At 66.2% G+C, this 20,272-nt stretch carries 21 protein-coding genes; 10 read left to right on the top strand and 11 right to left on the bottom strand.

The window, feature by feature from the left end:
• On the top strand, positions 1-1,629 hold the full coding sequence (locus K3756_RS04180) for an AMP-binding protein (RefSeq protein WP_259991201.1): 1,629 nt from the start codon (positions 1-3) through the stop codon (positions 1,627-1,629).
• Between the two features lie 9 nt (positions 1,630-1,638).
• Here the strand turns inward: K3756_RS04180 and K3756_RS04175 are convergent, their stop codons facing one another.
• Positions 1,639-2,100, bottom strand: coding sequence for a GNAT family N-acetyltransferase (locus K3756_RS04175; protein WP_259991200.1), 462 nt, complete (start codon positions 2,098-2,100; stop codon positions 1,639-1,641).
• A gap of 104 nt (positions 2,101-2,204) precedes the next feature.
• Here K3756_RS04175 and K3756_RS04170 point away from each other — a divergent pair, with 104 nt between their 5' ends.
• Both K3756_RS04170 and K3756_RS04165 read left to right on the top strand, forming a co-directional pair.
• A complete protein-coding gene (locus K3756_RS04170; RefSeq protein ID WP_259991198.1) occupies positions 2,205-3,218 on the top strand; it encodes a hypothetical protein in 1,014 nt (337 codons plus the stop codon).
• Positions 3,185-3,952 (top strand): SGNH/GDSL hydrolase family protein, encoded by a 768-nt coding sequence (locus K3756_RS04165; RefSeq protein ID WP_259991196.1) that lies wholly within the window; start codon positions 3,185-3,187, stop codon positions 3,950-3,952. The genes K3756_RS04170 and K3756_RS04165 overlap by 34 nt, the downstream gene beginning before the upstream one ends.
• A 33-nt stretch (positions 3,953-3,985) precedes the next feature.
• On the opposite strand, the gene K3756_RS04160 is transcribed toward K3756_RS04165, so the two are convergent.
• The 5 genes from K3756_RS04160 to K3756_RS04140 form a co-directional block, all read right to left on the bottom strand.
• The gene (locus K3756_RS04160) at positions 3,986-5,368 is read right to left on the bottom strand and encodes an SPOR domain-containing protein (protein WP_259991194.1); all 1,383 of its coding nucleotides are present in this window, start codon (positions 5,366-5,368) and stop codon (positions 3,986-3,988) included.
• A gap of 90 nt (positions 5,369-5,458) precedes the next feature.
• The gene (upp, locus tag K3756_RS04155) at positions 5,459-6,094 is read right to left on the bottom strand and encodes a uracil phosphoribosyltransferase (protein ID WP_259991193.1); all 636 of its coding nucleotides are present in this window, start codon (positions 6,092-6,094) and stop codon (positions 5,459-5,461) included.
• Positions 6,091-7,311: a phosphopentomutase gene (locus tag K3756_RS04150; RefSeq protein ID WP_259991192.1), complete on the bottom strand. Its 1,221-nt coding sequence runs from the start codon at positions 7,309-7,311 to the stop codon at positions 6,091-6,093. The genes upp and K3756_RS04150 overlap by 4 nt, the downstream gene beginning before the upstream one ends.
• The gene (locus K3756_RS04145) at positions 7,311-8,615 is read right to left on the bottom strand and encodes a thymidine phosphorylase (RefSeq protein ID WP_259991191.1); all 1,305 of its coding nucleotides are present in this window, start codon (positions 8,613-8,615) and stop codon (positions 7,311-7,313) included. The genes K3756_RS04150 and K3756_RS04145 overlap by 1 nt, the downstream gene beginning before the upstream one ends.
• On the bottom strand, positions 8,615-9,007 hold the full coding sequence (locus K3756_RS04140) for a cytidine deaminase (RefSeq protein ID WP_259991190.1): 393 nt from the start codon (positions 9,005-9,007) through the stop codon (positions 8,615-8,617). Before K3756_RS04140 ends, K3756_RS04145 begins: the two co-directional genes overlap by 1 nt.
• A 168-nt stretch (positions 9,008-9,175) precedes the next feature.
• On the opposite strand from K3756_RS04140, the gene K3756_RS04135 reads away from it, so the two are divergent.
• Together K3756_RS04135 and K3756_RS04130 are read left to right on the top strand one after the other, a co-directional pair.
• Entirely contained in the window at positions 9,176-11,449 is a 2,274-nt protein-coding gene (locus K3756_RS04135) for an NADP-dependent malic enzyme (protein ID WP_259991188.1), read from the top strand.
• A 96-nt stretch (positions 11,450-11,545) separates the two neighbouring features.
• Positions 11,546-11,803 (top strand): hypothetical protein, encoded by a 258-nt coding sequence (locus K3756_RS04130; protein WP_259991186.1) that lies wholly within the window; start codon positions 11,546-11,548, stop codon positions 11,801-11,803.
• Here the strand turns inward: K3756_RS04130 and K3756_RS04125 are convergent.
• Positions 11,800-12,711, bottom strand: coding sequence for a YeeE/YedE thiosulfate transporter family protein (locus tag K3756_RS04125; protein ID WP_259991185.1), 912 nt, complete (start codon positions 12,709-12,711; stop codon positions 11,800-11,802). The two genes, K3756_RS04130 and K3756_RS04125, sit on opposite strands and share 4 nt — an antisense overlap.
• A gap of 287 nt (positions 12,712-12,998) precedes the next feature.
• On the opposite strand from K3756_RS04125, the gene K3756_RS04120 reads away from it, so the two are divergent.
• A complete protein-coding gene (locus K3756_RS04120; protein ID WP_259991184.1) occupies positions 12,999-14,891 on the top strand; it encodes a propionyl-CoA synthetase in 1,893 nt (630 codons plus the stop codon).
• A 52-nt stretch (positions 14,892-14,943) separates the two neighbouring features.
• Here K3756_RS04120 and K3756_RS04115 read toward each other — a convergent pair whose 3' ends face one another.
• Complete coding sequence (locus K3756_RS04115; RefSeq protein ID WP_259991182.1) at positions 14,944-15,141, bottom strand: CsbD family protein; 198 nt, start codon at positions 15,139-15,141, stop codon at positions 14,944-14,946.
• A 173-nt stretch (positions 15,142-15,314) separates the two neighbouring features.
• On the opposite strand from K3756_RS04115, the gene K3756_RS04110 reads away from it, so the two are divergent.
• Genes K3756_RS04110 through K3756_RS04100 form a run of 3 tightly spaced genes read left to right on the top strand, consistent with a single transcriptional unit; the run spans position 15,315 to position 16,899 of the window.
• Entirely contained in the window at positions 15,315-15,767 is a 453-nt protein-coding gene (locus K3756_RS04110) for a hypothetical protein (protein WP_259991180.1), read from the top strand.
• Complete coding sequence (locus K3756_RS04105) at positions 15,764-16,342, top strand: hypothetical protein (protein ID WP_259991179.1); 579 nt, start codon at positions 15,764-15,766, stop codon at positions 16,340-16,342. Before K3756_RS04110 ends, K3756_RS04105 begins: the two co-directional genes overlap by 4 nt.
• Positions 16,342-16,899, top strand: a complete 558-nt coding sequence (locus K3756_RS04100; protein ID WP_259991178.1) for an SCO family protein — start codon at positions 16,342-16,344, stop codon at positions 16,897-16,899. The genes K3756_RS04105 and K3756_RS04100 overlap by 1 nt, the downstream gene beginning before the upstream one ends.
• A 27-nt stretch (positions 16,900-16,926) precedes the next feature.
• On the opposite strand, the gene K3756_RS04095 is transcribed toward K3756_RS04100, so the two are convergent.
• On the bottom strand, positions 16,927-17,688 hold the full coding sequence (locus K3756_RS04095; RefSeq protein WP_259991176.1) for an NAD kinase: 762 nt from the start codon (positions 17,686-17,688) through the stop codon (positions 16,927-16,929).
• 219 nt (positions 17,689-17,907) lie between these two features.
• On the opposite strand from K3756_RS04095, the gene glyA reads away from it, so the two are divergent.
• Positions 17,908-19,200 carry a serine hydroxymethyltransferase gene (gene glyA / locus K3756_RS04090; protein ID WP_259991174.1) on the top strand — a complete coding sequence of 431 codons (1,293 nt, stop codon included), beginning with the start codon at positions 17,908-17,910 and terminating at the stop codon, positions 19,198-19,200.
• Positions 19,201-19,277: 77 nt separating this feature from the next.
• On the opposite strand, the gene K3756_RS04085 is transcribed toward glyA, so the two are convergent.
• Both K3756_RS04085 and K3756_RS04080 read right to left on the bottom strand, forming a co-directional pair.
• Complete coding sequence (locus K3756_RS04085) at positions 19,278-19,874, bottom strand: TetR/AcrR family transcriptional regulator (RefSeq protein ID WP_259991171.1); 597 nt, start codon at positions 19,872-19,874, stop codon at positions 19,278-19,280.
• Positions 19,871-20,245 (bottom strand): hypothetical protein, encoded by a 375-nt coding sequence (locus tag K3756_RS04080; protein ID WP_259991169.1) that lies wholly within the window; start codon positions 20,243-20,245, stop codon positions 19,871-19,873. The genes K3756_RS04085 and K3756_RS04080 overlap by 4 nt, the downstream gene beginning before the upstream one ends.
• Positions 20,246-20,272: the final 27 nt, after the last annotated feature.

Below are 20,272 nucleotides of genomic sequence, written 5' to 3'. Positions count from 1 at the left end.
ATGGGCTGGATGCAGGATGAAACCGGGCTGGACAAACGCGCCGCCAACCACGTGGCGCTGACGCCACTGTCACACCTGCGGCGGGCGGCCGATGTTTTTGCAGACCGCACGGCCGTGATCTACGGCGACCACCGCGTGACCTACGCCCAGTATTACGCGCGCTGCAGCAGGCTCGCCTCTGCGCTGGCAGCGCGGGGCGTGGCGCCCGGCGATGTGGTGGCGACATTGCTGCCCAACACCCCCGCACAGGCCGAAGCGCACTTTGGCGTGCCCGCCTGCGGGGCCGTGCTCAACACGATCAACACCCGCCTCGATACCGACACGGTCGCCTACATCTTCGCGCACGGCGACGCCAAAGTGGTGCTGTGCGACACCCAGTTCCTGCCCCTCGCCGAAGCGGCGCGGGACAAGCTTGACGGCGACGGCCCCGACATCATCGAGGTCCCCGATGCCGCCGCGGGCTACCCCGCCACGGGGCGCCATCCAACCTATGAGGATACGCTCGCCACGGGCGATCCGGCCTTTGACTGGCTGATGCCCGACGACGAATGGGAAAGCCTCGCGCTCAACTATACCTCCGGCACCACCGGACGGCCCAAGGGGGTCGTCTACCACCACCGCGGCGCCTATCTGATGACAATGGGCACGGTGATCTCATGGCGCATGGTCCTGCATCCGGTGTTTATGCAGATCGTGCCGCTTTTTCACTGCAACGGCTGGAACCATACGTGGATGATGCCGCTGATCGGCGGCACGCTGGTGTGCTGCCGCGACATCACGGCGGCGGCGATCTTTGACGCCATCGCCGACGAGGGAGTGACCCATTTCGGCGGCGCGCCGATCGTGCTGAACATGCTGGTCAACGCGCCCGACGCCGAACGGCGCGCGCTGCCCCATACGGTCGAGGTCTTTACCGCGGGCGCGCCTCCCGCCCCCGCCACGCTGGCCAAGATCGAAGCGCTGGGTTTCAACGTGACGCAGGTCTACGGGCTGACCGAAACCTACGGCCACGTCACCGAATGCATCTGGCGCGCCGAAGACTGGGACACGCTCGATACCGCGGCCAAGGCGGCGCTGAAGGCACGGCAGGGCGTGGCGCTGCCGATCATGGAACATATCACCGTGATGGACGATGCCATGGCGCAGGTGCCGCGCGACGGGGCGGCACAGGGCGAAATCATGATCCGCGGCAACGCGGTGATGAAAGGCTACTACAAGAACCCGCAGGCCACCGACGCGGCCTTCGAAGGCGGGTATTTCCACTCGGGCGACATCGCGGTGCAGCACGGCGACGGCTATATGCAAATTGCCGACCGGGCCAAGGACATCATCATCTCGGGCGGCGAAAACATCTCGTCGGTCGAGGTCGAAGGCACGCTGATGGGGCATGACGACGTGCTGCTGGCTGCCGTCGTTGCCAAACCGGATGAAAAATGGGGCGAAGTGCCCTGCGCCTTTGTCGAACTCAAACCCGGCGCCGAGGTGGACGAAGCCGGGCTCATCGCCTTCAGCCGCGAAACGCTTGCGGGGTTCAAGGCCCCCAAACGGGTGGTGTTTCAGGAACTGCCCAAAACCTCCACCGGTAAGATCCAGAAGTTCGAGCTGCGCAAACTGGCCCAAACGCTCTAGCGGGCGGGGCTACAGCGCCTTCTCGAACCGCCATTCCTGCACGTGGCGGGGGCCTTCGCGGGTCTCCACCTCCAGACGGCGCTCGCCCGTGTTGGTCCAGCCGCATTTGCCATAGAAGGCGGCGGCCCGCGCGTTGCCGACACTGCACGACAACCACGCCCGCTGGCCGGCCAATGCGGCCTCCGCCGCCGCCATCATGGCACCGGCCACGCCCTGTCCCTGATGGGCCTGCCCGACATAGAATTGATAAACTTCCGGCCCCTTGAGCATGAAAAACCCCGCCACCTCGCCCTGCTGCACGGCGACATGCGCGATCGGCAGATACCCCTGCGTGCGGGTGGCAAATTCGGCCGGGTTGCGCAGCCGCACCAGATCGGGGTCCACAATCGCGGCATGCGCCTGATGCCACCCGGCATGCCACATCTGCGCGATCGCGTCGGCATGGCTGCTCCTTGCGGGTTCGATCTGCATTTTCGCCTCCCCTGACCGCTGCGGGGCGCACACGCCCCATTGCCCCCGGCCTACCCTCTGTTAAAGTCACCCTCAACATAAAAACCGACCCGAGCCTGTTCCCCATGACCGCCCTGACCAAATACACGCGGCTCGAAGCCACCGGCCTGTGGCGTCCCACGACCGAGGGGCAACGCAAGGAAGTCATTGTCTCCATCGGCAAGGCGACCCTGACGATTTCCGATCTGAACGAACAGGCAATCACCCACTGGTCGCTGGCGGCACTGGCCCGCGCCAACCCCGGTGAGCGGCCCGCCATCTACCACCCCGATGGCGATCCGTCCGAAACGCTCGAACTGCCCGCCGATGAAACCGAAATGATCGATGCCGTCGAAACGCTGCGGCGCGCCGTGGCCCGCGCGCGGCCCCGGCCGGGGCGGCTGCGCTGGCTGGGCATGGCCGCGTCCTTCGCCGCCGTCGCGGCGGTGCTCGTCTTCTGGCTGCCCGGCGCGATGCGCGACAACACCCTGCGCGTGGTGCCACAGGTCAAACGGGTGGCCATCGGCGACGCCCTTCTGGCGCGGATGGAACGGGTCACCGGACCGGCCTGCACCGATCCTCTGGGCACCAGCGCCCTGCGCAGGCTGGGCACCCGGCTCGGCACGCCGAAACTGGCCGTGCTGCCGGGGCTATCGCGGCCCGCGTTGCATTTGCCCGGCGGGGTGATCGCGCTCGACCGTGCGGTGCTCGAAGACTACGAAGAACCCGACGTCGCCGCAGGCTACATCCTGTCCGAAGTGGCCCGCCGCGCCAATCAGGATCCCCTCGACAGCCTCCTGCAGGTCGCGGGCCCGTGGGAAAACTTCCGCCTGCTGACCACCGGCGATCTGGCGCCCGCGGTGCTGGACGACTACGCCGAACACCTGATGAAAACGCCGCCACCGCCCGCCGACACATCGCAACTTCTGGCGCTGTTCGAGACCGCGCAACTGCGCAGCACGCCCTTCGCGCGGGCCCGCGACATCACTGGCGAAACCACGCTCGACCTGATCGAAGCCGACCCGATGCTGGGCCGCCAGACCGAACCCCTGCTTGATGACGGCACGTGGTTGCGGCTGCAAAACATCTGCGGCGGATGATCGGGCACACGCTGATGACGCTTGCGCTGTCGCCGGTGCTGGCCGTTCAGGCACTCGGCCTGCGGCGGCGGGCCCTGCGCCTGTCCGAAGCGGATGGACCGCGACAGGGGCGCGTTGGCGGGGGTCAGCCCCTGCGCCTTCTCATCGTCGGTGACAGCTCTGCCGCAGGCGTCGGCGTCGCCACGCAGGACGCGGCGCTCGCCGGGGCGCTGACACGGGGGCTGGCCGGGCGTGGCTTCGCGGTCGCATGGGCGCTGCTTGCCGCCTGCGGGGCCACAACGGCCAGCACCCGCAAATCGCTCGTCCCCGCGACACTGGCACCGGCGGATGCCGTCGTCATCGTGCTGGGCGTCAACGACGTGACCCATTTCGCACCCCTGCGGCGCTGGCTGCGCGACCACCGCGCGCTGCGGCACAGCCTGCGCCAACGCACAGGTGCCCGCCACATCTTCGTGTCGCAAATGCCGCCGCTGGGGCAGTTTCCGCTGCTGCCCGACCCGCTGCGCTGGGTGCTGGGGCAACGGGCGCTCCTGCTCGAACGCCATCTGATCGCCGATCTGCACGCCGAACCCGACAGCCACTACACCGATCTGCCGCTCACCCTGTCCCCCGCCGACATGGCCAAAGACGGCTTTCACCCCGGCGCGGGCATCTATGCCGCGTGGGGGGACGATCTTGCCGCCACCATATCCGACCGGATCGGTCACGCAAAAACCCCGCCAGCACAGGGCTGACGGGGCTGATATCGTGCGGACGGCGCGGTGTGCCTAGCGGGCGAACGCCTCCGTGAACCCCGCGCGGCGCAGCTTCTGGACCGCGCCATTGGCCCCTGCCTTGCCGCCGAAAGGCCCGGCAATCACCAACCGCGTGGTCTGGCCGTTGCGGGTGTATTTACCGATGCGCACCGGCAGCCCCATGCGGCGGATCTTCTTGGCCTGACGTTGCGCGGCGGCCGCATCCCCAAAGCTGCCGACCTGCACAAAACCTGTGGCGGCCGCCTCCGCCTTGGGGGCCACACGCGCCACGGGCTTGGACTGGACCCGGGGCTTGGGCGCAACCGCGGGCTTGGACCGGCTCGAATACACCGGCTTGCGGGCCTTTGCAGCCGGCGCGTTGCGCACCACCCGCTTGAGCGTCTGACCATCGCGCTGCACGATGGTCACCTGCCCCAACTCACGCTGCTGGCGGGTATAATCGAGGAACGGATACACCAGCGGCACCGACGCGGTCACATCGCGACCGTTGGTCTGGTTGATCAACCGGCGCGGCACTGTCGAGGTCCAGATCAGCGTCATCTCGCGGTGCCCGGCCAGCGACTGCTCGGCGCGGTTCGGGTTCAGGCGGTCATCCTCCCACACCCGCTTGTAGCCTTTGGGCACAGCGACATTGGTGGTGTTGATGCGGTCGATGGCCACGTGGCGCGGCACGATGCGGCGGTTGGGGGACACGCGGATGGGCTGCGCTTTGGCGCTGCGGACGGTGGCGGGCCGTGATGCGGGGGCTTGCGCGGCCACGGCCTGCCCGCGGGCGGGGGCGACAATCGCACCGCTCTGCGGACCACAGCGCACCGCCAGATCGCCACGGCGCAGATACTGCTGGCCCAGCGCCGAAGCGTTGGGACAGGCGGTCGCGACACGCGTGCCGGTCGCGGGCTTGGCCGTGCGCACAACGCGGACCGGGGTGCTGCGGGTCGTTGGCACTTCGACCACCGGGGCGGGCGCACGGGCAACCTGGCGCACGACCTTGGGCTTGGCAGGGGCGCGGTGCACCACTTTCGTTGGCGCGGGTTTGGGGGTCACACGCGGGGCCGGTGCCGCGGCGGCGGGCGCGGGGTTGGTGATGACCTCGGGTGCTGCGGCCGCGCTCTGTACGGGTTCGGGGGCCGCAGGTTTGGCCACCTGCCCCGCGAATGTGGGCTTGAAGCCGCACACGCCGGTACGCTGGCGCGTCACGCGCGGGATCCACGACACATTGCCGTCAATGCCCGCGCGGATGAAGACACAGCCCTTGCTGTCGACGTATTGCTTACCCTTGAAGCTGGAGGGCGGGAACTCGGCCGGAACGCTCCCCGGACGGGTCTGCGCCTGTAGCGCCCCGACCCCAACAGACCCCAAAATGACAGCGATACTGATAATTCTGGTAAGTTTCATGCCAGCCCCCACACAATGTTGAGGGCAAGATGACGCAATTCGAATCGTCGGTAAAGCAATTACGTCAACAATCGCCTTATTTTCGCCACATTATTTCGTGCCGAACATCCGGTCTCCTGCATCGCCCAGACCCGGCACGATATAGCCCAGATCGTTCAGCTGGGCATCCACGGACGCGGTGACAATCGGCACATCGGGATGGGCCTCTTTCATGCGGGCAACCCCTTCGGGCGCCGCCAGCAGACACAGAAACCGGATATTCTTGGCGCCCGATTGCTTGAGCAGATCAATCGCCGCGACCGACGAATTGCCCGTGGCCAGCATCGGATCGACGGCAATGACCAACCGGTCCTCCATCGCCTCGGGCACCTTGAAATAATACTGCACCGGCTGCAGCGTTTCCTCGTCGCGGTAAAGCCCGACAAAACCCACCCGCGCCGACGGGATCAGCTCCAGCATCCCGTCCAGCAGACCGTTTCCCGCCCGCAGAATGCTGATCAGCGCCAGCTTGCGGCCCGCCAGTGTCGGCGCATCCATCTGCTGCATGGGGGTCTCGATGGACTTGGTCGTCATCTCCAGATTGCGGGTGACCTCATAGGCCAGAAGCTGGCTGATCTCGCGCAGAAGCTGGCGAAACACGGCCGTGGGGGTGTTGCGGTCGCGCATGATGGTCAGCTTGTGCTGGACAAGGGGGTGGTCCACCACCGTCAGGTGTTGATCGCTCATCGCTTCGGCTCCTTTGTGTCTGTCGCGGCAGGGATTGGCACATTCAGGTGCCGCGCCACAAGCCCTGCCACATCTTTAAACTGCATAGGCCCCAGCGGCCCCGCCCCCTGCCCGGCCACCACAACAGGCACACGTTCGCGGGTGTGGTCGGTGCCCACCCACGTGGGGTCGTTGCCATGATCGGCGGTGATCACCAGCATGTCGCCTGTGCGCAACTGCGGCAGTATCTTCCCGATCTCGGTGTCGAACCACTCCAGCGCGCGGGCATATCCGGCCACATCGCGGCGGTGCCCGTAAAGGCTGTCGAACTCCACGAAATTGGCAAAGCTCAGACTGCCATCCGGCGCATCGCGCACCAGATCGGCCAGATGCACCATCAGCTCGGCATCGCTGCCCTTGCGGACCTCGTCGAACCCCTGCATCGAAAAAATGTCCCCGATCTTGCCCACCGCAAAACACGCGTGCCCCGCATCCTGCACCCAGTTGCTCAGCACCGGCGCGGGCGGCGCGATCGCGAAATCACGGCGGTTCTGGGTCCGGGTGAATCCGCTCTGCGCGTCGCCGGTAAAGGGCCGCGCGATGACCCGCCCGATGTTGCGGGCGTGCAGATCGGGTGCCACATCTCGGCACAGCTGGATCAGCCGGTCCAGCCCGTACGCCTCCTCGTGGGCGGCAATCTGGAACACGCTGTCGACCGACGTGTAGCAGATCGGCCAGCCGCTGCGCAGATGCTCTGCACCCAGCCGGTCGATGATGGCGGTGCCGGGCGCGTGACAGTCCCCCAAAATACCCTCGGTGCCCGCCGCCTGCGCGACCCGCGCCTTCAGGTCGGGCGGAAAGCTGTCTTGTGTATCGCGGAAATAGCCCCAGTCCCACGGCACCGGCACACCCGCCAGCTCCCAGTGGCCCGACGGCGTGTCCTTGCCCGGCGATACCTCGACCGCGGCGGCCCAGCGGCCCGTGACGGGCGCGTGCAGGCTGGCGATGTGCATCCCACTGGCCGCCTCCAGTGCGGCACCCAGCCCCAGACCGGCCATATGCGGCAGATGCAGCGGCCCGGACCGGCCCGTATCGGCCTGCCCCGCGGCACAGGCCTGCGCGATGTGGCCCAGCGTATTGGCGCCCGTGTCGGGGGTTGTGCCGTTGAAAAACGCGTGGGCATCGGGCGCGCCGCCAATCCCGACCGAATCCATCACCACCAGAAATGCACGCGCCATCAGCCGATCCTCTCGACAATCAACGGGCCTGCACCGACCGGCGCATCACCCAGCGTGATCGCGCCTCGCACGGCCTGCGCGGCCGCATCGGCCAGCGCGGGCCGGGCGGCATGGACCACCGCCAGCGGCTGGCCCTTGCGCACCTGCGCACCCAAGGCCACGACCCCCGACAGCCCGACCGCCGGGTCGATCACGTCACGCTCCACCTTGCGTCCGCCGCCCAGTCCGACCACCGCAAGGCCCAGCGCCTCTCCGTCGATGGCCTGCACCACGCCATCGGCGGCGGCAGGCACCTCGCGCATCACCGTCGCTTCGGGCAGAAACCGCTGCCACTGTTCGACAAAACGCACCGGTCCGCCCAATGCCGCGATCATCGCGCCAAACCGCTCAGCGGCGCGTCCGTCCGCGATGGCGGCGGTGATCTGCGCGGCGCCTTCATCGTTTGAGGCCGCAAGACCCGCGCCCGCCAGCAGCGCCCCGCCCAGCGCGGCACACAGATCGACAATCGCCCCGCCCGTCTGGCCGGTCAGCACCCGCATCACCTCGGCCACCTCCAGCGCATTGCCAAGGCTCGGCACCAGCGGCTGGTTCATGTCCGAAATCAGCGCGGTCGTGGGGCATCCGGCGGCATTGGCCGTGCCCACCAGCGCCTGCGCAAGGTCGCGCGCGGCGGCCACATCCTTCATGAACGCGCCCGTGCCGACCTTCACGTCCAGCACCAGACCCTCCAGCCCCGCGGCCAGCTTCTTGCTCAGGATCGACGCGGTGATCAGGTCCAGACTGTCCACCGTCGACGTGACATCGCGCACTGCGTAGAGCCGCTTGTCTGCGGGTGCGATGTTGCCCGTGGCCCCCGCGATGACACAGCCGACCTCCGCCACCACCGACCGCAACCGCGGCTCGTCGAGCATGATGCCCACGCCCGGAATCGCCTCCAGCTTGTCGAGCGTGCCGCCCGTATGACCCAGCCCGCGCCCCGAAATCATCGGCACATAGGCCCCGCAGGCCGCCAGCGCAGGCGCGAGGATCAGGCTCACGCAATCGCCGACACCGCCGGTGGAATGCTTGTCCAGCACCGGCGCATCCAGATCCCACGCCAGCGTGTCGCCGGACGCACGCATCGCCAGCGTCAGCGCCACGCGGCCCGCCTCGTCCAGACCGCTGCGGCAGATCCCCATGGCAAAGGCACCCGCCTGCGCATCGCTGACGTCGCCATCGGCCAGACCGGCCGCCATCCATGCCAGTTCGTCGTCGCCCAGCGCCGTGCCATGGCGCAGCTTGGCCAGAATACCGCGCGCGTCCATCACGCGCCCATGAACGACGGGTCGAACGCACCGGGCAGCAGATCGGCAATCTGCATCACCTCTTCGGTGCCCTCGACCGTGGCCATCGTGACGCGCACGTCGCCCGCGCCGAACTCGGCCAGCTTCTGGCGGCACCCGCCACAGGGGGTCACCGGCTTGGGGGATCCGGCCACCACATAGGCTTCGGTGAACCGTGTCTCGCCCGCCGCGACCATGGCCGCAATCGCACCCGCCTCGGCACAGGTGCCTTCGGGATAGGCCACGTTTTCCACGTTGCACCCGCGATAGATCGTCCCCGATGCCCCGCGCAACGCGGCACCCACCTTGAAGTTGGAATAGGGGGCGTGGGCGTTTTCACGCACCTCGACGGCGGCTGTGCGCAGGTCAGTCATGGGGCATCCTTATGTTCTGGCCCTCCAGCATAGGCAAGCGGCCGCCAAGATGCGAGAGCCAAGCGCCGCCTTTCGCGGCCCGCCGTTTGCGCAACCACCCACCGCAAAGGTTGGAACCCGACGTAAACTGGTTTAACGCTGAACTATCCCAGTTCAGAGGCCTATTTCATGGACGATACCCGTACCATCCGCCAGGCGGCGCTCGATTATCACGAATTCCCCAAACCCGGCAAACTCGAGGTGCGCGCCACCAAACCGCTCGCCAACGGGCGTGATCTGGCCCGCGCCTACAGCCCCGGCGTCGCCGAGGCCTGTCTCGAGATCAAGGCAGATCCCGCCACCGCCGCCCGCTATACATCGCGCGGCAATCTGGTCGCGGTGGTCACCAACGGCTCCGCCGTGCTGGGGCTGGGCAACATCGGCGCACTGGCCTCCAAACCGGTGATGGAGGGCAAGGCCGTCCTGTTCAAGAAATTCGCGGGCATCGACTGCTTCGATATCGAGGTGGACCAGAGCGACCCCGAAAAGCTGGCCGATATCGTCTGCGCGCTGGAGCCGTCCTTCGGGGCGATCAACCTCGAGGACATCAAGGCACCCGACTGCTTTACCGTCGAACGGATCTGCCGCGAGCGGATGAACATCCCCGTGTTCCACGACGACCAGCACGGCACCGCCATCGTTGTCGGCGCGGCCGTCACCAATGCACTGCGCGTGGCCGCCAAACGCTTCGAGGACATCAAGATCGTCTCGACCGGGGGCGGTGCGGCGGGCATCGCGTGCCTGAACATGCTGCTCAAACTGGGGGTGCGGCGCGAAAACGTCTGGCTGTGCGACATCAACGGGCTGGTCTACGAGGGCCGCGAGGTCGACATGAACCCGATCAAATCGGAATTTGCGCAAAAGACCGATCTGCGCACGCTGGACGATGTGATCCCGGGCGCGGACCTGTTTCTGGGGCTGTCGGGGCCGGGCGTGCTGACGCCGGACATGGTGGGTAAAATGGCGCCCGCACCGATCATCTTCGCACTGGCCAACCCGACGCCGGAAATCATGCCCGAAGAGGCCCGCAAGGTGGCCCCCGACGCGATCATCGCCACGGGCCGGTCCGATTTCCCCAATCAGGTCAATAACGTGCTGTGCTTTCCCTTCATCTTCCGCGGCGCGCTGGATGTGGGCGCGACGACCATCAACGACGAGATGCAGATCGCCTGCATCGAAGGGATCGCGGCACTGGCACGGGCCACCACCTCCGCCGAAGCGGCCGCCGCCTATCAGGGCGAACAGCTGACGTTCGGGCCGGACTACCTGATCCCCAAACCCTTCGACCCGCGGCTCATCGGGGTGGTGTCCTCGGCGGTCGCACAGGCCGCGATGGAAACCGGCGTGGCGACACGGCCCATCGAAAATCTCGATGTGTACCGCCAAAAGCTCGACGGTTCGGTCTTCAAATCGGCGCTGCTGATGCGGCCGGTTTTTGAGGCAGCCCGCGCCACGCCCCGCCGCATCGTCTTTGCCGAAGGCGAAGACGAACGCGTGCTGCGTGCAGCCCAGGCGATGGTCGAGGAAACCACCGAACGGCCCATCCTCATCGGCCGCCCCGAAGTGATCGAAAAACGCATCGCGCGGGCGGGGCTGACGATCAGACTGGGCGATCAGGTGGATCTGGTGAACCCCGAGAACGATCCGCGCTACCGCGACTACTGGGAAACCTACCACAACCTGCTGGCCCGCCGCGGCGTGTCGCCCGACATCGCCCGCGCGGTCATGCGCACCAACACCACCGCCATCGGCGCGGTGATGGTCCACCGCGGCGAAGCCGACAGCCTGATCTGCGGCACCTTCGGTGAAACCCGCTGGCACCTGAACTACGTCGAACAGGTGCTGGGCCGCGAGGGGCGCTGCGCGGACGGCTCGCTGTCGATGATGATCCTCGAGGACGGGCCGCTTTTCATCGCCGACACGCAGGTGCACCAGCACCCCACCCCCGAACAACTGGCCGATATCGCCATCGGGGCGGCACGGCACGTGGCGCGCTTCGGCATCGTGCCCAACATCGCGCTGTGCTCGCAATCGCAATTCGGCAATCAGGGCGAAGGCTCCGGCAGCCGCCTGCGCCGCGCGATCCAGATCCTCGACGCGGGCAATCACGATTTCTGCTACGAAGGGGAGATGAACATCGACACCGCACTCGACCCCGAGTTGCGCAACCGGCTGTTTCCCGGCAACCGCATGGAAGGGCCCGCCAACGTGCTGATCTTCGCCCACGCCGACGCGGCCTCGGGCGTGCGCAACATTCTCAAGATGAAGGGCGGCGGGCTCGAAGTGGGGCCGATCCTGATGGGCATGGGTAACCGCGCGCATGTGGTGTCCTCCTCGATCACGGCGCGGGGTTTGCTCAATATGGCGGCGATTGCGGGCACACCGGTGGCACATTACGGCTGATCGGTGCGGGCTCGCCGCAAAGTGATGCGGGCGATCTTTGCAAACGGACGGCGCGGCCCATCTTATGGGGCACCGCATTTCGACGAGGATTAATTCATGTTCCGCATTCCCCTTACCGTAACGGTGCTGGCCATCGCAGGCTGCGCCAACACCGTGGCCGAAACCAGAGAACCCATCACCCTCGACGGGCGCACCTACAATTCGGTCGTCCGCACCTTCGAGCGCAGCGATGGCAGCACCTATTCCGTGCGCAGCGTCAGTGTCGGCGCGCAATTCGTCAGCTGCAATCCGGCCGATATCCTTGATTGCGAAAGCGCCGTGGTGCAAGCCCGCCAGCGCAGCTTCGGGCTCTAGACCGTCTTAGGCGTGGCCGCCGCCCGCAGCGCCACAAGCACCGCAATGGTCAGACACATCGCCACGTAGGCCCCAAAGGCCTGCGCGGCCCCCGACGGCATCCCGTAAAGCAACATGGAATCGTTGCCGCCCGGCACAAGCATCGCGCCCGCTCCCATCGCGGCACCGCCCAGCAGACAGCGCAGTGCTGCACGTCCCTCGGGGCGGTGCACCCGCCACCGCCGCTGGGTCAGCGCCGCCGTACCCGCCGCCGCACCCAGCATCACCAGCACCGCCCCCACCGACAACACGGTCGCGGTATCGTGGAACGCCACGAGGTTGGTCCACGGAAACGGCTGGTGCAAATACCCCAGCAGCGTAAAGCACACCCCCACCACCATCATGCCCAGCGCCAGACGCATGTAGGCGCGCAACCTGTGCCGCCCGACAATCGCCCGCACCGTCAGAAATCCGACCAGCAGAACCGCGGCGACAGGCGCGGGCATGCGGCTGTCCACCTCGATCAGCATCGGACCGCTCATGTCGGCCATCCCGTCCAGCACGATGCGCGCGCCGATCAACGATCCCAGCGGCGTCAACAGGTACTCGGGATGCCCCGCGCCCAGCTGCGACACCGTCCCGAAGGCGCAGGCATTGTTGATCCAGGCCCCCGCCCCGAACAGCGCCCCACCGGCCAGCACATAGGACCACGCCGACCAGTCCGGGCGCAGGATCGGATAGGCCCCGAACACCCACAGCGTCAGCACCGCCCAGCAGGCACATTCGAAAAAGCTCAGGAACCGCTCGGGGCGGCGGCGCACCACCAGATGCTGCGTGGCCAGCACCGCGCAGGTGGACCCGATCTGCAACGCGATGCCCAGCACGGCCGACAGGCCAAGAACCAGGGTGATCAAAACAGGGTCGGACATCGGGCGGGCTCCTCGGGGCGCTCTGGGTCCTATTTACGGCGCGTCAGGCGCGTTTGCCAATCACGCATTGGCGCAGCTTGGTGAGCGGGCTGAAACATGCCCCGGCTTTGCAAATCCCGCCCCCGCGCAAAGCCTGTTTGCAAAGCGCCGCAGGGTTTGCAAAGCCCGCGCTTTACAGAAGGACGAATTTGCAAAATCCTTTACAGTTTGGCCCCCGTTGCGCCGCATTGGGCTTGCCCGCGCACCGCCGGTGCGCGTACCAACACCGCAAAGGGGAGGATTGGACCATGGGGTACGCAGACGTTTACAAGGCCGCTCAGGATGATCCCGAAGGGTTCTGGCTGGAGCAGGCAAACGCCATCGACTGGATCGAGGCGCCGCAAAAGGCGCTCTTCGACCGGGGCGGCGATCTTTATGAATGGTACGCCGACGCCAAGGTGAACGCCTGCTACAACGCCGTCGACCGCCATGTCGAACAGGGGCGCGCCGAACAGGCCGCGATCATCTACGACAGCCCCATCACCGATACCAAGGAAACGATCACCTTCGCCGAACTGCAGACCCGCGTGTCGCGGCTGGCCGGGGCGATCGCGGGACAGGGCGTAACCGCCGGTGACCGCGTCATCATCTATATGCCCATGGTCCCCGAAGCGATCGAGGCGATGCTGGCCTGCGCCCGTATCGGCGCGGTGCACTCGGTGGTCTTTGGCGGATTTGCGGCGAATGAACTGGCCGTGCGCATCGACGATTGCAAACCCAAGCTCGTGATCGCGGCCTCCTGCGGGCTGGAGCCCGGACGCACGGTCGAATACAAACCACTGCTCGACGGTGCCATCGACATGGCCGAGCACAAACCCGACAGCTGCATCATCCTGCAGCGGCCGCAACACCCCTGCACCCTGACCGAGGGCCGCGATGTGGAATGGCACGCGGCCATGGCGGCCAACCCGCCCGCCGATTGCGTGGCCGTCGCGGGCAACCACCCCGCCTACATCCTCTATACCTCCGGCACCACGGGGGCGCCCAAAGGCGTCGTGCGGCACACCGCGGGCCATCTGGTGGCGCTGAACTGGACGATGAAAAACATCTACGATGTCGATCCCGGCGATGTCTTCTGGGCCGCCTCCGACGTGGGTTGGGTCGTCGGCCACAGCTACATCGCCTACGGCCCGCTCATCCACGGCAACACCACCGTGGTGTTCGAGGGCAAACCCGTCGGCACCCCCGATGCGGGCACCTTCTGGCGGGTAATCTCCGAACACAACGTCCGCAGCTTTTTCACCGCACCCACCGCCATCCGCGCCGTCAAACGCGAGGACCCCAAGGGCGAATACGTCGCGAAATACGACCTGTCGGGCCTGCGCGCGCTCTATCTTGCCGGTGAACGGGCCGACCCCGACACCATCGAATGGGCGCAAAAGGTGCTGGGCAAACCGGTCTACGACCATTGGTGGCAAACCGAAACCGGCTGGACCATCGCGGGCAACCCCGCAGGGCGCGAAGCGCTGCCGGTCAAGATTGGCTCGCCCACCGTGCCGATGCCCGGCTACGACGTGCAAATCCTCGACGAAGGCGGCAATCCCGTGCCGCGCGGCGAACTGGGGGCCATCGCGATCAAACTGCCGCTGCCACCGGGCACCCTGCCCAACCTGTGGAACGCCGAAGACCGCTTCCGCAAAAGCTACCTGACCACCTTCCCCGGCTATTATGAGACGGGCGATGCGGGCATGATGGACGAAGACGGCTATCTCTACATCATGGCGCGCACCGATGACGTGATCAACGTGGCGGGCCACCGGCTGTCTACGGGTGCTATGGAAGAAGTGCTCGCAGGCCACCCCGACGTGGCCGAATGTGCGGTGATCGGGGTCAGCGACGCGCTCAAGGGTCAGGCGCCGATGGGGTTTGTCTGCCTGACCAAGGGTGTGAACCGCCCGCACGCCGAGATCACCGCCGAATGCGTCAAGCGCGTGCGTGACCAGATCGGGCCGGTCGCGGCCTTCAAACTGGCGCTCGTGGTGGACCGCCTGCCCAAGACACGCTCGGGCAAGATCCTGCGCGCCACGATGGTGAAAATCGCCGACAATCAGGACTTCAAACTGCCCGCCACCATCGACGATCCGGCGATACTCGACGAAATCCGCACGGCGCTGCAGACCATCGGCTACGCCAAAGGCTGAAACGCAAAAAGCCCCGCCGATTGGCGGGGCTTTTCGCTAGGGTTGGCAAAGCTCAGTGCTTGGCCAGGAATTCGTCGACCTCTTCTTTGGCCTCTTCCTTGGTCTTGCCGTAACGCTCCTGAATGCGGCCTTCCAGCTCCTCGCGGTTGCCTTCGGCCTTGTCCAGATCATCGTCGGTCAATTCGCCCCACTGCTGTTGGACGTTGCCTTTAAACTGCTTCCAGTTGCCTTGGATTTGGTCCCAATTCATGTCGGGTCTCCTTTTTCCTTGCGTTTCAATCATCACGCGCAGCATTCCTGCGCCTCTCTGGTGGATTAACGCACTTGTGAGCGGCCAGTTCCCGCTTTTGCAAAATCATTTCTTGTGTGTAAGGTAAACTAGACACTAACCTGTCCGCATTTACACATAACAAGAGGTCATACATGTCACGCCATCCTCTCTTGCTGGCCGCAGCGCTTATTGCAGCGCCTCTTGCCAGCCATGCCGCCGAAGGCACGCGGGTGCAGGTCACCGGCGAAATCATCGACACATGGTGCTACTATTCCGGCGTCATGGGCGGCCCCGACGCGGTCGTGGGCACCGCCCACCATACCTGTGCGCTGTGGTGCAGCGCGGGCGGCATTCCAGTCGGCATTCTGGGCGAGGACGGTGACGTCTATACCGTGCTCAAGGTCGACGAGGACGATCAGGCCGCGGGCGGCGACACGCTCTTGTCACTGGCCAGCTACAACGTGACCGCCGACGGCATGCTCTACGAGCGCGACGGGATCAAATATATCGTGGTCGGCCGTGTCGAGGCCTCCGACGAGATCATCAACCAGACCCACGAAGATTACGGGGTCATCCCCGGCTTCGCCATACCGGAGCCGAAATGATGGGATTGCAAAAACTGCTTGGCGGTCTGGCCGCCCTCGCCCTGTCCTGCGCGCCCGTGCTGGCACAAGATTTCTCCGAAAACTCCGAAGCCAAGACATGGAACCTCTACGCCGAAGTGCCCGCCCGCTTCGAGGCGCAGGTGGTCGATCTTTTGTGCCATCTGGCAGACGACTGCCCCGAGGATTGCGGCGGCGGTCTGAGGCAACTGGGCCTGCTGCGCAGCGCCGACGACACGCTGATCCTGCCGCTGAAAAACGGCCAGCCCGCGTTTTCGGGCGCGGCGGTCGATCTGCTGCCCTATTGCACGCAGACCGTCGAAGTGGACGGGTTAATGATCGAAGACCCCGATCTGGGCGCCACCAACGTCTATCTGGTGCAACGGATCAAATCGGGCGATGCCGACTGGGTCCGCGCCAACCAATGGACCAAGAACTGGGCCGCCAATCATCCCGACGCCGAAGGCAAGGGCCCATGGTTCCGCCGTGATCCGCGCATCCTCGAAATGATCGCCAAAGACGGCTATCTCGGGCTTGGGCTGGAAACCGACGCCGAATTCATCGCGGACTGGTTCTGATGCGCAGGGCCGCGCTTCTGGCGCTTGCGCTGGCGGGGCCCGCACTGGCCGACAGCCCCCTGCCCTTTGACGTGGGCGGGGCCTATGCGCTGACCGACCAGCACGGCCAGACCCGCACCCACGCCGACCCCGACGGCCACGCGCAGCTGGTGTTTTTCGGCTACGCGAACTGTCCGGGCATCTGCACCGCCGCCATGCCGCTGATGGCCGATGTGACGGATGCGCTTGCGGCCAAGGGCGTGCCGGTCAGCCCGGTGATGATCACCGTCGATCCCGCCCGTGACACGGTCGACAACATGGGCGCACCACTGGCGCATCTGCATCCCGATTTTGTCGGACTTACCGGTGATCCCGCCGCGCTGGCCGCCTCCTACGAAGCGTTCAACGTCGATCACGAAATGGTCTATGACGATCCCGAATACGGGCCCATCTACAGCCACGGATCGCTGATCTACCTGATGGACGGGGCGGGCGACGTGCTGACCGTGCTGCCGCCGATCCTTGACGCGCAACGCGCCACCGACATCGCGTGGAAATACCTCGCACCGCGGGGCTGACGGCTGCCGGTCGGGGTGCGCCGCGGCCTAATTGAACTGCTCCGAAATCAGCCGCTCTTCCAGCCCGTGGCCGGGATCGAACAGGATCTTGTGCGACACGCTCGGCTCCGAGCGTATCTCCACCCGCGCCACATCGCGGTAGCTGGTGCCGTCGGCATCGGCCATCACCGGGCGCTTTTCGGCCTCCAGCACGTCAAAGCGCACCACCGCCGTCTTGGGCAGCAACGCCCCCCGCCACCGGCGCGGGCGAAACGCGGCCATCGCCGTCAAGGCCAGCACATCCGCCCCGATCGGCAGGATCGGACCATGCGCCGAATAGTTATAGGCGGTCGACCCCGCCGGGGTCGCCACCAGCGCGCCGTCGCAGACCAGCTCCTGCATCCGCAACCGGCCGTCCACGGTGATCTGCAACTTGGCCGCCTGCGGCCCCGCGCGCAAAAGCGCCACTTCGTTCAGCGCCAGCGCATTGGAAATCCGCCCGTCCACATGGGTGGCCGTCATCGACAGCGGGTTGATCACGGCCTCCTCTGCGGCGGCCAGACGGTCGGGCAAATCGCCGTCCGAATAGGTGTTCATCAAAAATCCGATGGTGCCGCGGTTCATCCCGTATACCGGCGCGGGCAAATCCTGCGTGTCGTGAAGCACCTGCAACATGAACCCGTCCCCGCCCAGCGCCACGATCACGTCCGCCTCCTGCGGATCGGCATCGCCGTAGCGCCCGATCAGGGCCGCCCGTGCGGTCTGGGCCACGGGGGTATCGCTGGCCATAAAGGCAATCTTCTGGGGCATGATGTTTCCGATGCGCGCAAGTCTTCCACTGAAACAAACACATTATTCCGTGCGGCACCAGCATCGCCCCCCAAATCGGCAAGACGGCCAAATTTGGGGATGCACTGCACCGGTGGCGCATCTATTCGTCGCACTGTCGCTTTACGCCCTTCATTCCGGGGCAGGTTTCCGATAGGAAACCGTCAAATGCACCCGACGCAGATCCAAGGAGCCCGCCCCATGCTGGACAACAAGACATCCGACTTTTTCACCCGCACCCTCGCGGAAACCGATCCCGCGATCGCAGACGCCACCGACAAGGAACTGCAACGCCAACGCACCGAGATCGAACTGATCGCGTCCGAAAACATCGTCTCTGCCGCGGTGATGGAAGCCCAAGGCGGCGTGATGACCAACAAATACGCCGAAGGCTATCCCGGACGGCGCTACTACGGCGGCTGCCAATACGTCGACATCGCCGAGGAACTGGCAATCGAACGGGCATGCAAGCTCTTTGACTGCGGCTTTGCCAACGTACAGCCCAACTCCGGCAGCCAGGCCAACCAGGGCGTGATGCAGGCGCTCTTGCAACCCGGCGACACCATTCTGGGCATGAGCCTCGACGCGGGCGGCCACCTGACCCACGGCGCCAAGCCGAACCAGTCGGGCAAATGGTTCAACGCCATCCAGTACGGCGTGCGCCGTCAGGACAACCTGCTAGACTACGACGAAGTGCAGCGCCTCGCCACCGAACACCAGCCCAAGATGATCATCGCGGGCGGCTCGGCCATCCCGCGCACCATCGATTTTGCCAAGATGCGCGAAATCGCCGACAGCGTGGGCGCCTACCTGCTGGCGGACGTGGCGCATTTCGCGGGCCTCATTGCGGCGGGCGAATACCCCAATCCCTTCCCCCACGTGCATGTCGCCACCACGACGACGCATAAAACCCTGCGCGGCCCGCGCGGCGGCATGATCCTGACCAATGACGAAGCGCTGGCGAAAAAGTTCAACTCCGCCATCTTCCCCGGCATTCAGGGCGGCCCGCTGATGCACGTGATCGCGGCCAAGGCCGTGGCCTTCGGCGAAGCGCTCCAGCCCGAATTCAAAAGCTACATCCAGCAGGTCATCGCCAATGCGCAGGCCCTGTCGGACCAGCTGATCAAGGGCGGGCTCGACACGGTCACACACGGCACCGATACCCACGTGCTGCTGGTCGATCTGCGCCCCAAGGGCGTAAAGGGCAACGCCACAGAAAAGGCACTGGGCCGCGCGCATATCACCTGCAACAAGAACGGCGTGCCGTTTGACCCCGAAAAGCCGATGGTCACCTCCGGCATCCGTCTGGGATCGCCCGCCGGCACCACCCGCGGGTTCGGAACGGACGAATTCCGCCAGATCGCCGATTGGATCATCGAAGTGGTCGATGGTCTGGCCGCCAATGGCGAAGAGGGCAACGCCGCCGTCGAAGCCAAGGTGAAGGGCGAAGTCGAAGCGATGTGCGCCCGCTTCCCGATCTACCCCAACCTCTGATACAGCCCCTCTGCCGAGGCCGTCACGCCGCCCGCGCCGCCCCGCGCGGGCGGCGTATTGCGCCCCGCGCAGGGCGCTCAGCCCGCCGCCACGCCGCGCACCACCATTTCCAGCATCCGGTCGATTTGCGGCTCCGGCACCGCCGAAATCCGGCGCTGCACCCCCAGCAACACGATCCCGTGCACCGAGGCATAAAGCGCGCGCGTCAACAGCGCGCGATCCTGCGCGGGCAACTCGGGCCGCGCGCGGGCCAGCGGCGCATCAATCAACGCGAATAGCGCGCCCAGTTCGGCCAGATACCACTGCGGCACGGCGCTCTCGTCGGTCAGCGCCACATCAAACAGCGCCTGCCACAGCCGCGGATTGTCCCGTGCAAAACTGTAGTATCCCCGCGCCAGCGTCACCATCTGCTCTGTCGCGCAGCGCGGCGCGCCCGTGTCCAGCGCCTGCGTCACATGTGCGCCCAATCGCCGGAAGGTGCGGGCATTGACCGCCAGCACCAGCGCGTCCAGATCATCGTATACCGTGTAAATCGCCCCCAGCGCACAGCCGACCTCCGCCGCCAGCGCCCGCGCCTTCATGGCGCCCAGACCCGCCTGCGCAATGCGGCGCTCCGCGGCCTCGGCCAGACGGGCACGCAGATCGGCGTGGCGGGCGTCGGTGCGCGCGCTCATACGTGGCCGCGCCACCACAGATAGCCGATGAACAGCGCCGCCACGATCAGCAGATTGCCCGCCAGCGATCCGGCCAGCGACAACCACCACCCCCGACGCCGGTCGGCCACGTCAATCGCCCGCAAATGGGCGGTGACCGCTTCGAAATCACGTGCCACTTCGGCCGGATCGATCTGGCGCGCCAGCTTGGGATTGCGCGCCAGCGTATCGGCCGCCACCAACCGGCGCATCCGCGCCCGCATGCCTCGCGGCACCCGGCGGCCCGTCCGGCGCACGGCCTTGGCCAGCGTACAGGCCTTTACACCGAACTTCTCGTGCAGCAATGCCTGCACCTGCGCCACCTTCGCGGCCATATCCCGATCCGACATCATGCCTCTTCCTAGCGCCACTGGCATCCC

The organism is Sulfitobacter sp. S190 (genome assembly GCF_025141935.1).
In the GTDB taxonomy this organism is placed as follows: Bacteria; Pseudomonadota; Alphaproteobacteria; order Rhodobacterales; family Rhodobacteraceae; genus Sulfitobacter.
This window is presented reverse-complemented; position numbering and strand designations above follow the sequence as displayed.